The sequence below is a fragment of the Streptomyces sp. 5-10 genome, assembly GCF_014712245.1.
Classification (GTDB): domain Bacteria; phylum Actinomycetota; class Actinomycetes; order Streptomycetales; family Streptomycetaceae; genus Streptomyces; species Streptomyces violaceusniger.
In genome coordinates, this window is record NZ_JACVYG010000015.1 from 122,723 (window position 1) to 135,277 (window position 12,555).

The window sequence follows — 12,555 nt, forward strand, 5'->3', positions numbered from 1 at the left end:
CCGAGTCTTTCACGCCCCCTGGACCGCCTCGGCCGCGACGCGCGAACGTACGGCGATGCGCGCCTATGCGGAACTGATGCGTCATGGATCGGCTCGGCGGTTGATGCTCGCCTCCACCACCGGCAAACTGGGCTTCGCCATCTTCCCCCTGGTCACCGTCCTGCTCGGGCACGGCTCGTCGGGCTCGTTCCTGGACGCGGGGATCGTGGCCGGGGCCTGGAGCGTCGGCGGCACCGTGACGGCGCCGCTCCGGGGCGGGCTGGTGGACCGTCATGGGCAACGGTGGCCCATGGGGGCCATGGCCGTGCTCACCGCACTCGCCGTGGCCGGTCTGGTGACGGCCACGACGACCACACAGCTCGTGCTCTCCGGCACGCTCGCCGGGGCGAGCGCACCACCCATCGTGGCGAGCACCCGCTCCCTGTGGGCGCGGGCCGTCCCTCACGACCTGCTGCGCGGCGCTTACGCGCTCGAAGCCGTCCTCACCGAGGTGACCAAGATCTGCGGCCCGCTCGTCGCGGCAGCGGCGGCCGTACGGTCCCCCCGGCTCGGGGTGATCGTCGCCGGGGCACTCCTGGTAGTGGGCTCGTGCCTGGTGATGTCACACCCCCCGGCCCTCTCCGCCCGCGCCGCCTCCGCCCCGGACACCGGCAGCCGTGGCGTCCTGGGCTCGCCCGCGCTGCGGCTGCTGCTCCTCACCAACGTCTGCGCCGGAATCTGCCTCGGGGCACTGACGGTCGGCCTTCCCGCCCGGGCCGCCGAGAGTGGTTCGGCGGCGGGCGCGGGCTGGATGTTCGCCTGCCTGGGCCTGGGCAGCGCACTCGCGGGCGTACGCTTCGGCACCCGGGACCGTGCGGCCCCGCCCGCCACCGGCTATCTCACCACCCTCACGTGGCTCGCACTGCTCCTGGCCCTCCTGGCCGCCATATCGGCACCACCGCTCATGGCGATCCTCCTCACCCTCGCCGGTGCGGCGTTCGCCCCCATGACCGTCTGCCTGTTCGAACTGCTGGACGCACACGCGCCCCGGGGCACGGCCGTCGCGTCCATGATGTGGATGGTCGCGGGCGAGGAACTCGGCATCGCCGCCGGGACCATGGCCACCGGAACCCTGGCCCAGCAGGCGGGCACCTGGCCGACCCTCGTCCTCGCGGCGGCGGCGTGCGGACTCGGCGCCACGATCACCGCGCTGCGCATCACCGAGCTGGCCCGCGACGGACGATCGCCGTGAGGTGGACGAAAAGCGACTCGGTTGGGGCGGGCCTCTGGGGGTGTCCGGCGGGTCTTGATGCCAGCGGCGGGCTGCTCCCCGCCCCGCCCCTTCCCACGCAGCATCGATATGCGGCTCCGCCGCGTGGGGGCTCCGCCCCAGCCCCCGGGGTTCAGGGGCGGAGCCCCTGGTATCGGGAAGGGGCGGGGTGGGGAAAGATCCGCCGGACACCCCGCAGTGATGAACACTATGGTGATGAAGGGGCGGGGCCTGAGCGGAGTGGGCCGCTCGGCCGCATTGAGGAGACGCATGACGTTCGAGGGCATCGCCCGGCCCGGGCGGGCCGCGTTGGGGCGGGTGCTTCTTGAGGCGGGGGTGATGGCGGAGGACTGGGCGCCGACATTCGCCGCCGTCGACCGGGCCGCGTTTCTGCCGGAGTTGATGTGGCCGTTCGACACGCGGACACAGCAGGCCGTCGCCGTCGACAAGGCCGAGGAGCCGGACGCCTGGTACGCCGCCGCCGACAGCGACGCGCCCATCGTGACGCAGTGGGACGACGGTGAGCACACCGGCGGTCCCCCTGGAGACGCGCGCGACGCGTCGCGCCCACTTGCGAACTCATGGGCTGCCGTAAGCGGAATCGATCCGTCCTGGTAACCCGCTGGCCGCCGGGTCGCGGGGGCGCTGTGCCACGCTTGAAGCCGGTTCGCGCGCATGGTGCGGGCCGGTGACGCGAAGTGAGGGCGCGGAGTGCAGAAGCCCCGATGGAAGACCGTGGGGGGAACCCTGCTGCGGGTGACGGCGGTGTGGGCGGTGTCCACGCTCACGATGCTGGCGCTCGCCGGGATCCTCCCCGACTTTCGCTTGAAGTCAGGCGACGGTGACACCGCGACGCAGATCGCCATCACGGCGGCCAGCGGCGCGGGCGCCTTCGGGGTGCTCAGCGCGTTGGTGTGGCCGCTGCTCGTACGGGCGTTGCTGCTGATGCCCGCGCTGGTGCTGGGGCTCCTGGTGTTCGTGCTCAATGGCTCGATGCTGCTGATCGCCCTCAGCGTGAACCCGGACGGGCGCGGCGCCGCCGAGCCGGAGACCGCCGTCGTGGTGGCGGCCGTGATGTCCGCCGCGTCGTCGGCCACGAGCACCTTCCTGACGGTGCGGGACGACGACGCCTACCGGCGGCGGCTGGCCCGGCTGGCCGTGCGGCGCAGGCGGCGGCTCGGCGAGGACGGCGGGAGCGACGAGCCCCCGGGGACGGTGTTCCTGCAGCTCGACGGGGTGGGGCACGCGGTGCTCAGGGAGGCGCTGCGGGAGCGCGAGAACCGGCCCCCGGTGATGCCCACCGTCGCGGGTTGGCTCCAGAGCACCCACAAGGTCACGCCCTGGCGCACCGACTGGTCCAGCCAGACCGGCGCCAGCCAACTCGGCATCCTGCACGGCTCCAACGAGGACGTGCCCGCCTTCCGCTGGTACGAGAAGAAGACCGGGGAGGTGATGGTGAGCAACCGGCCGACCAGCGCGGCGGTGCTCCAACGCCGCGCGGCCGCCCGGGCGGGACACGACGGACTCCTCACGGTGGACGGGGCCAGCCGGGGCAACCTCTTCACCGGCGGCGCCGATCAGCTCGCGCTGGTGCTCTCGGTCGCGGCGCGGCGCGGTAAGCACAACCGCTCCCGCTCCGGATACTTCGCGTACTTCGCCGACCCCGCCAACGCCACCCGCACCGCCGTGTCGTTCCTCGCCGAGGTGGTCCGGGAGATCTGCCAGTCCACCCGCGCCAAGCTGCGCCGCGAGACGCCCCGGGTGAAGCGGGGCGGGCTGTATCCGTTCATCCGGGCGTTCGCCACCGTCGTGGAGCGGGACGTCGTGGTGACGGCGGTGATGGGGGACATCCTCTCCGGCCGTACCGCGATCTACGCCGATCTCGTGGCGTACGACGAGGTGGCCCACCACTCGGGGCCGCGCAGCCGGGACGCCCGGCAGGTGCTCGCCCGGCTCGACCGCTCCATCGCGCTGATCGCCAAGGTCGCCGAGCACGCCCCGCGCGACTACCGCATCGTGCTGCTGTCCGACCACGGGCAGAGCCCCGGCGAGACCTTCGCGGGGGCGTACGGGCTGCGGCTGGAGGACCTGGTGCGGGCCGGCTGCGGTCTGCCCGTGTCGCGGCGGGCCGGGCGGACCCCGAGCGGGGCGGAGGCGCGCGAGGCGGGGCGGGCGGCGCTGCACCGGCCGGAGAAGCCGGTGGTGGACGGCGACGGGCGGTGCGGAGTGCGGGAGGCCTCTGCCGAGGTCGGGCGGCGGTGCGGGGGGCGGGCGGCCCCCGCCGATGTCGTTACCGCCGACAGCGCGGGTGATACCGCCGTCTCCGATCCCATCGTGCTCGCCTCCGGGAATCTCGGCCTGATCTCCTTCCCCGACGTACCGGGACGGATGAGCCGCGAGCAGATCGACGCCCGCCATCCCGCGCTGTTGCGCGCGCTCGCCGACCACCCCGGAGTGGGTTTCGTGCTCGTACGGTCCGAGGCGCACGGCGCGGTGGTGCTGGGCGCGGACGGGGCCGAGCACCGGCTGGACACCGGGGAGGTCGTCGGGGTGAGCCCGCTCACGGTCTTCGGGCCCGGCGCCGAGAGCGCCGTACGGCGCACCGCGCACTTCCGGAACACCCCCGACATCATGGTCAACTCCGCCTACGACCCGGCGCGCGGCACGGTGCACGCCTTCGAGGAGCAGATCGGCTCGCACGGCGGGCTCGGCGGGGAGCAGGGGCACCCCTTTCTGCTGTGGCCGGCCGAGCTGACCCCGCCGGTGGCGGCGGGGGAGGAGTTGGTCGGGGCCGAGCGGGTGCACCAGGTGCTGCGGCGCTGGCTGGAGGAGGCGGACGGGCCCCAGGTGCCGGAGGAGGAGGCAGCGGCTGCCCCCGTGGAGGCCGCGGCGACAGAGGCCCCGGTCGTGGAGGCGTCGGCCGTGGAGGCCCCGGCCGTGGAGGCGTCGGCGGCGCAGGCCCCGGCAGAGGCCAAGGTGCCCGCCGAGCCACGGCCGACCGAGGCGTCCGACGCGGCGCGCACCCTGCAGGATTCGCGGTGGGACGGCGCCCCCGCCGTACCATTTACCGTGGTCAGCCGGGTCGTGCCGAACAAAACCCGGTGATTTGGGTGCACAGTACACCTTCTGTGACCATGTTCCCATGCACGACCAGCCCCACCCCCGCCGCTTCGGCCTGCCCACGGCGACCGCGCTCGTCATGGGAAACATCATCGGCGGCGGCATCTTTCTGCTGCCCGCCTCCGTCGCCCCGTTCGGCACCCTCAGCCTGCTCGCCTTCGGCGTCCTGACGCTGGGCGCCATCGCGCTCGCGCTGGTCTTCGGGCGGCTCGCCGAGCGCGACCCGAGCACGGGCGGGCCGTACGTACACGCCCGCGCGGCGTTCGGCGACTTCGCCGGGTTCCTGTCGGCCTGGTCGTACTGGACGATGACCTGGGTCAGCAACGCGGCGCTCGCGGTGGCGGCGGTCGGCTATGTGCATGTCCTGGTCCCCGGCCACGAGTCGAAGGGCGTGAACCTGGCCGTGGCGCTGCTGGCGCTCTGGCTCCCCGCGCTCGCCAACCTCGCGGGGACGCGCTGGGTGGGCGCGGTGCAGCTGGTCTCCACGGTGCTGAAGTTCATCCCGCTGCTCTTCGTCGCCGTCGTCGGCCTCTTCTTCTTCGACCCGCACAACCTCGGCTCGTTCAACGAGGGCGGCGGCAGCGCGCTCGGCGGCCTGTCGGCGGCGGCCGCGATCCTGCTCTACAGCTATGTGGGCGTGGAGTCGGCCTCGATGAGCGCGGGCGAGGTGCGGGACCCGGAGCGCAATGTGGGACGGGCGAGCGTGCTGGGCACGGTCGGCGCGGCCGTGGTCTATCTGCTCGGCACGGTGTCGGTCTTCGGCACCGTGGCCCACGACGACCTGGTGAACTCCACCGCGCCCTTCTCGGACGCGGTCGACGCGATGTTCGGCGGGGGCTGGGGCGGCACGCTGATCGCGCTGGCCGCCGTGGTGTCGATCGTCGGCGCGCTCAACGGCTGGACGTTGATGAGCGCACAGGCCCCGTACGCGGCCGCGCGGGACGGGCTCTTCCCGGCCGCGTTCGCCACCAAGCGGCGCGGGGTGCCGACCTTCGGCGTCCTCGTCGGCGTGCTCCTGGCGTCCCTGCTCACCGTGGTCAACTACACCTCGGGGGCGAGCGGGCTCTTCGAGATCCTCGTGCTGATCACCACTTTCTCGGCGACGGTCCCGTATCTGCTGGCGTCGGGCGCGCAGCTGTACTTCCTGCTGTCCGGGCGCCGCGAGGAGGTGCGGACGGGGCGCTTCGTCCGGGACGTGGCGCTCGCGCTGGCGGGCTTCGGCTTCTCGTTCTGGCTGGTCGCGGGCGCCGGATACGCGGCGGTGTACCAGGGCGTGCTGTTCCTGTTCGCCGGTGTGCTGGTGTACGTGTGGATGGCGGCGCGGCGTGCGAGCCGGGCGGAGGGCGTGGACGCGGCGGAGGCCACCCCGGCGGTCACGGCGGCGGGCCCGGCGGTCACGGCGGCGGGACGGGAGGCCACCCCGGCGGCCACGGCGGCGGGCCCCGCGGCCACGGCCGACAGCGTCATCTGAGCGCGCCACGCCCGTATCGGGTGTAAGCAGGAGGTATGCGCGTTTCGCCGGATCTCACCCGCATCGGCGGGGAAACGCGGTCGGGCCGGGCGCTGTTCGCCGTTCCGCTCGCGCTCATCCTGGCGGTCACGCTGAGCGATCTCACGACGCCGCCCAGCGTCCACCTCGGCCCCTTCCTGATCGCGGCACCCGCGATCACCGCCTCCTTCGCGGGCGCGGGCGGAACCGCCGTCATCGGAGCCCTCGCCGTGGCGGCCCAGATCGTCATCGGCGCGTTGCACGGCGGTCTGATGACCGCCAACCACCAGGCGCAGCTCGTCGCCCTGATCGCGATCTCGGGACTGGTGACCAGCTTCCGCTACGTCACCGACCGGCACCGGCGCCGGCTGAGCCAGGCGCGATCAGTGGCCGTGGCCGCGCAGGAGGTGCTGCTGCGGCCGCTGCCCGAACGGATCGGGGAGCTGAGGATCGCCTCGCTGTACCTCGCGGCCGACGAGGAGGCGCAGATCGGCGGCGATCTGTACGCCGCCGTCCGTACCGAAGGGGCGACCCGGCTGGTCATCGGGGACGTACGGGGAAAGGGGCTGGCCGCGATCGGCGACGCCGCCGTGCTGATCGGGGCCTTCCGGGGGTCCGCCTACCGCAATCTCTCCCTGCCGGGCATCGCCGCCCACATGGGCAACGCGATGTGCTGGAACTGGTACCACCTCGGCGGTGAGGAGCGGTATTTCCTGGAGTCCTTCGTGACCGCCGTGGTGCTGGACATCTACGACGACGGCCCGCTGACGGGGATGGTGAACTGCGGCCACCCCCCACCACTGCTGCTGCACAAGGGCGTGGTCGCGACGCTGGAGGTGGGCGAGCCCGCGGTGCCGCTGGGCCTGGAGGTGTCGAGCGAGGGGGACTACCAGGTGGAGATGTTCCGCTTCGAGTACGGCGACCTTCTGGTGCTGCACACCGACGGGGTCAACGAGGCCCGGGACGAGAGCGGCGCCTTCTATCCGCTCCCCGAACGGCTCGGGGGGTGGAAGGGCGGCAGCCCGCAGTCGCTGGTGGACTTTCTCCACGCCGATCTGCTCCGGCACACCGGCGGGGTCGTCAACGACGACGCGGCCATCGTGGTGATCGCCCGCTGCGCCTGAGCCACCGTGCCCGAGCAGCTGCGCCCGAGCCACCGCACCCGAGCCACCGTGCCCGAGCCACCGTGCCCGAGCCGCCGCGTCCGAGCCACCGTGCCTGAGCCGCCGCGTCCGAGCCACCGTGCCTGAGCCGCCGCCCTCTCCCCGTTGACCCCGCTCCGCTACCCCCTCGCCTCCGTGATCTGGACGCGTTCCCCCTGAGCCGGGGCGGCCTCCGGCGCCCGCCGCGACCACCGGCCCGCGAAGATCGCGCACACCATCAGCTGCAGCTGGTGGAAGAGCATCAGCGGCAGGATCACCGGCCCGGCCGCGTCCCCGAACAGCACCGCCGCCATGGGCAGCCCCGTGGCCAGGGACTTGTTGGAGCCGCAGAAGACGATGGTGACGCGGTCCTCCCGGCGGAAGCCCAGCCGCCGCGCGGCGAACGACGTCGTGGTGAGGGCCAGCCCCAGCACGGCCGCGGCCAGACCCAGCAGCGCCAGCAGCCGGGCCGGGGTGATCTGGTTCCAGATGCCCTCCGTCATGCCCCGGCTGAACGCCGTATAGACCACGAGCAGGATCGAGCCACGGTCCAGCAGGGCGAGCACTCTCTTGTGTCGGCCGACGAACGGCGCGGTCCAGCGGCGCAGCGCCTGCCCGGCGAGGAAGGGGAGCAGCAGCTGGGTGGCGATGGCCAGCAGCCCATCGGCCGAGAAGCGGACGTCCGAGCCGATCAGCCACGCCGCGAGCAGCGGGGTGACGATCATGCCGAGCAGGCTGGAGTACGTCCCCGCGCAGATCGCGGCCGGGACATTGCCCCGGGCGGTGGAGGTGAGGGCGACCGACGACTGGACGGTCGAGGGCACCACACACAGGAAGAGCAGACCGGTGTAGAGCTGGTCGGTGAGGAGGAACGGGGCCAGGCCCCGCGCGGCCAGCCCCAGCAGCGGGAAGAGCACGAAGGTGCTCGCGCCCACCACCAGGTGCAGCCGCCACTGCCGCAGCCCGTTCAGCGCCTCGCGGGTGGACAGCCGCGAACCGTAGAGGAAGAAGAGCAGCCCGATCGCGATGTCCGCGGCATCGCCGACGGCCGTGGCCGCCGCCCCGCTCGCGGGCAGCAGCGCCGCCAGCGCGACCGTCCCGAGGAGGGCGGCGACATAGGGGTCCACCGCCCTCCCGAGCCGGCCCGGCCACGACGGCGGCCAGGACGTCCGTCTCACATCAATCACCGCCTCCGGCCTGCCACGGCGGGTGGCCGATCTGCGGCAGCACCGGATCCGCGCCGGTGATGTCACCGGCCAGGACGTCGATGGCGCCGCCGCCCCCGTCGTGGTCGCTGCCCGCCGTGCCACGGCTCAGCAGCAGGGTGTTGAGGGTGCGGTCGACCTCCAGCCAGGAGTCGGCGCCGGAGTTGTCGATGACCACGAGACCGTTGTGCTGGTCGGAGGCCGGCGCGGCCTCCTCTGGTTCGTAGTCCTCGTCGTGCGGGGTGTCCGCGGGCGGCGGCGTCGCCCTGGCGGGGGCCGCGGGGCCCGCGCACAGCACGCTCGCGGCGGCCGCGAGGAGGAGCCCCGCCGTCGACGGACGGACCGCGAGGATGTCCTTGCGGGGTTTGCGGCGCCGGCCGGGGCCGGGCCCGAGGAAGGCCGAGGGCATGCGCACGACCCTCGTCACCCGACCCTGGCGGGCTGACGGTCCCCGTGGTGCCTGCTGATGTTCTTCTCCAGCAGCTCCGTGGCGCCCTTGACCCCGATGGCCCCGGTCTGCCGGGTGTCCGGCAGCCGCCCGTCCGCCGTTTTGAGATCGCTCAGCGCCCCGTCGATCGCGCCATGGGCGGCGAACAGGCAGGGAGTGCTGTAGATGGCGACATCCACCCCGAGCTCGGACAGCTCGGACAGGGAGAGCCTCGGCGACTTACCGCCCGCGATCTGATTGAACAGCAGGGGCTTGTCGCCGATGACCTTACGGACCTTGCGGATCCACTCCACGCTGCGTACCCCGTCGACGAGGACGACATCCGCGTCGGTCTCCGCCAGCGCGGCCGCCCGCCGTAGGATCTCGGACTCCTCGGTGGCGTCCGTACGCGCCACCACCACCAGGTCCTTCCGGCTGCTCAGCACCAGCTGGAGCTTCTCGAGGTACTCCTCGAGCGGCAGGATCAGCTTGCCGTCGGCGTGGCCGCAGCGGCGCGGGCGCCGCTGGTCCTCCAGGATCACCCCGGAGGCCCCGGTGCGCTCCAGCCGCTGCACCACATGGCAGGCGACCTCGGGGTCCACATAGCCGTCGTCGATGTCCACGAGCAGATGGTGTTCGGGGAAGGCCAGCCGCAGCCGCTCCACGAAGGCAACCATGTCGGGCCAGGCGATGAAGCCGATATCGGGAAGCCCGTAATGCGATGCGGCGAACCCGAATCCGGATACGAAGAAGCCGTTGTAGTGCTGTGCGGCGATGGACGCCGAGTACATGTCGTAGATGCCGATGAGAGGAGTGGTGGGAGAGGAGCTGATGGCCTTTCGGAGGGCATTGCCGTAGAGCATGATGTCCCCTTGAGTTCGGCGCCTTTCGGCGCTGCATGACGGTTATGCGACCGCGTGGCCAGGTCTAGCGGAGGCCAAGAATCGGTAAAGCGGCCCGGCGGGTGTCCCCGAAGATGCCCGCCCCGGCTCGGGCCGGGGTCGAACGTTCCTTGAGTGCCACGGCGGTCGTCATGGGTGGTCTGCGACACGCCGGGCATGTCGCGGCGATCGCGGGGTATGCGCAACAGGCCTGTCCACTGAAAAGAGTTGCTTGTGCCTGCCCCAACCGATGTCGAAGCCTCCGCGTCCGCGCCCTCCCGGCACCGTCTGCTCTGGCGTGCCGTCCAGCGACGGAAGAACCCTCCACTGCGTCGGAGCGACATCACGGTCACCGAGGAGAGGACCGTCCGGAAAGCGGTGAAGGCCGCCGCGCTGGGAAACGCCATGGAATGGTTCGACTTCGGGATCTACAGCTATCTCGCGGTCACCATCGGCAAAGTGTTCTTCCCGTCCGGCAATGACACGGCCCAGGTGCTCTCCTCCCTGGCGACTTTCGCGGTGGCCTTTCTGGTCCGTCCGCTGGGAGGTTTGTTCTTCGGGCCGCTGGGCGACCGGATCGGCCGTAAGAAGGTGCTGTCCTTCACCATGATCATGATGGCGTCCAGCACACTCGCCATCGGACTCATCCCCGGCTATGCCGCCATCGGCTTCTGGTCGCCCGCGCTGCTCATCCTGTTCCGTATGCTCCAGGGTTTCTCCACCGGCGGGGAATACGGCGGCGCCTCGACCTTCATCGCCGAATACGCGCCCGACAAGCGCCGTGGCTACTACGGCAGCTTTCTGGAGTTCGGCACGCTGATCGGCTACACCTCGGCCGCCGGACTGGTGACCATCCTGACCGTGATGCTCGCCGACTCCTCGATGGACTCCTGGGGCTGGCGCATCCCGTTCCTGGCCGCCGCGCCGATCGGGCTGGTCGGTCTGTATCTGCGGCTGAAGCTGGATGACACCCCCGCGTTCCAGAAGCTGGAGGACGAGGGCTCCACCAACGCGGCCGAGCGCGAAAGCCTGCCGTTCTGGCAGGTGTTCCGCACCCAGTGGCGGGCGATGGCGCTGTGCATCGCGCTGGTCGCCGCGTACAACATCACCGACTACATGCTGCTGTCCTACATGCCGACGTATCTGTCGGACACCCTCCACTACAGCAGCACCAGCGCCCTGGTCTCGATCATCATCGTGATGCTGGTGCTCATGGCGGCCATCACCTTCGTCGGCCGGTTCTCCGACCGCATCGGCCGCAAGCCCGTGCTGATGGCCGGCTCGGTCGGCTTCCTGGTGCTCGCCGTGCCGAGCTTCCTGCTCATCAAGCAGGGCGGGATCGTCCCGGTCTTCGCCGGGCTGCTGCTCCTGGGGCTGTGCCTGCTGCCGTATGTGAGCGTGATGTCCGCCTCGCTCCCCGCGCTCTTCCCGACGAACGTGCGCTACGGCTCGCTCTCCATCGCCTTCAACATCTCCGTCTCGCTCTTCGGCGGCACCACGCCGCTGGTGACCGAGGGCCTGATCAGCAGCACCGGGAACGATCTGATGCCCGCCTTCTACACGATGCTCGCGGCGGTCGTCGGCATCATCGCCGCCGCCGTGATGAAGGAGACGGCCCGCAAGCCGCTGGAGGGCTCGCCGCCCGCCGTGGCCACCAAGGAGGAGGCCATCGCGCTCGTGGAGTCCCAGCGGTCCTGAGTCGCACCCGGCGCCGAGTCCCTACGGCCGGTCGAACCGGCCCAGGGCGGCGGCGGTCTCCGGGTCGGCCGGGAGGAAGGTCTCGATGGCCAGCTCGGAGACCGTGACGTCCATAGGGGTGTTGAAGGTCGCGATCGTCGAGATGAACGACAGCACCCGCCCGCCGTGCTCGATCATCATCGGCAGCGCGAAGGGCGGGGTGTCACCGGCGGCCGCCGTCTCCCGGCCGCCGGTCTCGGGCAGCGGATAGGCCGCCACCTCGTCGTACAGCGCGCGCAGCGGAGAGGAGCGCATCAGCGCCAGCTGCCGGTCCATCTGGTCCAGCAGATGGCCGCGCCATTCGCGGAGGTTGCGGATGCGCGGGGCGAGGCCCTCGGGGTGGAGGGTGAGGCGCATCGCGTTCAGCGGGGGCCTCAGCAGATGCTCCGCCACCCCCTCCAGGAGCGCCGCGATGCCCCGGTTGGCCGCCAGCACCTCATAGGTGCCGTCCACCACCAGCGCCGGATACGGTTCATAGCCGGTCAGCAGCCGCTCCAGCGAGTCGCGCAGGGCGCTCATCGACGGGTCGTCCACCGACCGCTCCGGATAGTGCGGGGCGTAACCGGCGGCGATCAGCAGGGCGTTGCGCTCGCGGACCGGGATGTCGAGGTGGTCGGCGAGCCTGAGCACCATCTCCTGGCTGGGCCGCGACCGGCCGGTCTCGATGAAGCTGATGTGGCGGGCCGAGGAGTCGGCGCGCAGCGCCAGCTCCAGCTGGCTCATCCGGCGGCGGTCCCGCCACTCGCGCAGCAGTATGCCCACCCGGGGCGGCGCGGCAGTCGTCATGACCCGAAGGTAGCCGACGCCGGGCGGTGCCCATGGCAGGGTGGAAGGGCCACCGGTCACCCGCGACGAAGGGATGTGTCATGGCAGTCGAGCCGCTCACCGACCAGGAGATCCAGCGACGTCTGGAACATCTTCCCGGCTGGTCGTTCGCGGACGACCGGCTCTCCCGGACGTATGTCTTCAAGGGCCATCCGCAGGCGGCCGGGCTGGTGGCGGAGATCGCCACCATCCAGGAGGAGCTCGACCACCACTCCGACCTCACCCTCGGCTACAACAGGGTGGGCGTCACGGTGAACACCCACAGCGTCGGCGGCAAGGTGACCGCGCTCGACTTCGAGCTCGCCGGCCGGATCGAGGAGATCGCCCCGCAGCACGGCGCCCGCGCCGACTAGGGGGGTGTCCGGCGGATCTTTCCCCTCCCCGCCCCTTCCCGGAACTGGGGCTCCGCCCCAGACCCGGGGTCCAGGGGCGAAGCCCCTGGTTACGGGAGGGGGCGGGGAGGGGAACAGCCCGCCGCAG

At 71.9% G+C, this 12,555-nt stretch carries 11 protein-coding genes; 7 read left to right on the forward strand and 4 right to left on the reverse strand.

What is annotated here, in order from left to right:
* The first annotated feature begins 55 nt into the window (after positions 1 to 55).
* The 5 genes from IEJ02_RS19250 (at position 56) to IEJ02_RS19270 (ending at position 6,982) form a co-directional block, all read left to right on the forward strand.
* Positions 56 to 1,231, forward strand: coding sequence for an MFS transporter (locus IEJ02_RS19250; RefSeq protein ID WP_191066006.1), 1,176 nt, complete (start codon positions 56 to 58; stop codon positions 1,229 to 1,231).
* A gap of 288 nt (positions 1,232 to 1,519) precedes the next feature.
* Positions 1,520 to 1,867: a hypothetical protein gene (locus tag IEJ02_RS19255; RefSeq protein WP_317985843.1), complete on the forward strand. Its 348-nt coding sequence runs from the start codon at positions 1,520 to 1,522 to the stop codon at positions 1,865 to 1,867.
* A gap of 93 nt (positions 1,868 to 1,960) precedes the next feature.
* Entirely contained in the window at positions 1,961 to 4,354 is a 2,394-nt protein-coding gene (locus IEJ02_RS19260; protein ID WP_191066007.1) for a phage holin family protein, read from the forward strand.
* 37 nt (positions 4,355 to 4,391) lie between these two features.
* On the forward strand, positions 4,392 to 5,840 hold the full coding sequence (locus tag IEJ02_RS19265) for an amino acid permease (protein WP_223864068.1): 1,449 nt from the start codon (positions 4,392 to 4,394) through the stop codon (positions 5,838 to 5,840).
* Positions 5,841 to 5,875: 35 nt separating this feature from the next.
* Positions 5,876 to 6,982, forward strand: a complete 1,107-nt coding sequence (locus IEJ02_RS19270; protein ID WP_191066008.1) for a PP2C family protein-serine/threonine phosphatase — start codon at positions 5,876 to 5,878, stop codon at positions 6,980 to 6,982.
* Positions 6,983 to 7,140: 158 nt separating this feature from the next.
* Here the strand turns inward: IEJ02_RS19270 and IEJ02_RS19275 are convergent, their stop codons facing one another.
* The 3 genes from IEJ02_RS19275 to IEJ02_RS19285 are packed head-to-tail and all read right to left on the reverse strand — an operon-like array spanning position 7,141 to position 9,495.
* Complete coding sequence (locus IEJ02_RS19275) at positions 7,141 to 8,187, reverse strand: bile acid:sodium symporter family protein (protein ID WP_191066009.1); 1,047 nt, start codon at positions 8,185 to 8,187, stop codon at positions 7,141 to 7,143.
* Positions 8,180 to 8,614, reverse strand: coding sequence for a hypothetical protein (locus IEJ02_RS19280; protein WP_137980093.1), 435 nt, complete (start codon positions 8,612 to 8,614; stop codon positions 8,180 to 8,182). The genes IEJ02_RS19275 and IEJ02_RS19280 overlap by 8 nt, the downstream gene beginning before the upstream one ends.
* A gap of 14 nt (positions 8,615 to 8,628) precedes the next feature.
* A complete protein-coding gene (locus tag IEJ02_RS19285; RefSeq protein ID WP_191066010.1) occupies positions 8,629 to 9,495 on the reverse strand; it encodes an isocitrate lyase/PEP mutase family protein in 867 nt (288 codons plus the stop codon).
* A 252-nt stretch (positions 9,496 to 9,747) separates the two neighbouring features.
* Here IEJ02_RS19285 and proP point away from each other — a divergent pair, with 252 nt between their 5' ends.
* The gene (proP, locus tag IEJ02_RS19290; protein WP_191066011.1) at positions 9,748 to 11,211 is read left to right on the forward strand and encodes a glycine betaine/L-proline transporter ProP; all 1,464 of its coding nucleotides are present in this window, start codon (positions 9,748 to 9,750) and stop codon (positions 11,209 to 11,211) included.
* Positions 11,212 to 11,232: 21 nt separating this feature from the next.
* Here proP and IEJ02_RS19295 read toward each other — a convergent pair whose 3' ends face one another.
* On the reverse strand, positions 11,233 to 12,036 hold the full coding sequence (locus IEJ02_RS19295) for a helix-turn-helix domain-containing protein (RefSeq protein ID WP_191066012.1): 804 nt from the start codon (positions 12,034 to 12,036) through the stop codon (positions 11,233 to 11,235).
* 80 nt (positions 12,037 to 12,116) lie between these two features.
* Between IEJ02_RS19295 and IEJ02_RS19300 the strand changes: the two genes are divergently transcribed.
* Positions 12,117 to 12,428 carry a 4a-hydroxytetrahydrobiopterin dehydratase gene (locus IEJ02_RS19300; protein ID WP_191066013.1) on the forward strand — a complete coding sequence of 104 codons (312 nt, stop codon included), beginning with the start codon at positions 12,117 to 12,119 and terminating at the stop codon, positions 12,426 to 12,428.
* The last annotated feature ends 127 nt before the right edge of the window (positions 12,429 to 12,555 follow it).

Excerpts from the sequence above, each read along its gene's own strand:
- IEJ02_RS19265 (WP_223864068.1), top strand. The coding sequence starts at position 4,392 with ATGCACGACCAGCCCCACCCCCGCCGCTTCGGCCTGCCCACGGCGACC.
- IEJ02_RS19250 (WP_191066006.1), top strand. The coding sequence starts at position 56 with ATGCGCGCCTATGCGGAACTGATGCGTCATGGATCGGCTCGGCGGTTG.
- IEJ02_RS19300 (WP_191066013.1), top strand. The coding sequence starts at position 12,117 with ATGGCAGTCGAGCCGCTCACCGACCAGGAGATCCAGCGACGTCTGGAA.
- IEJ02_RS19285 (WP_191066010.1), bottom strand. The coding sequence starts at position 9,495 with ATGCTCTACGGCAATGCCCTCCGAAAGGCCATCAGCTCCTCTCCCACC.
- IEJ02_RS19255 (WP_317985843.1), top strand. The coding sequence starts at position 1,520 with ATGACGTTCGAGGGCATCGCCCGGCCCGGGCGGGCCGCGTTGGGGCGG.
- IEJ02_RS19280 (WP_137980093.1), bottom strand. The coding sequence starts at position 8,614 with ATGCCCTCGGCCTTCCTCGGGCCCGGCCCCGGCCGGCGCCGCAAACCC.
- IEJ02_RS19295 (WP_191066012.1), bottom strand. The coding sequence starts at position 12,036 with ATGACGACTGCCGCGCCGCCCCGGGTGGGCATACTGCTGCGCGAGTGG.
- IEJ02_RS19270 (WP_191066008.1), top strand. The coding sequence starts at position 5,876 with ATGCGCGTTTCGCCGGATCTCACCCGCATCGGCGGGGAAACGCGGTCG.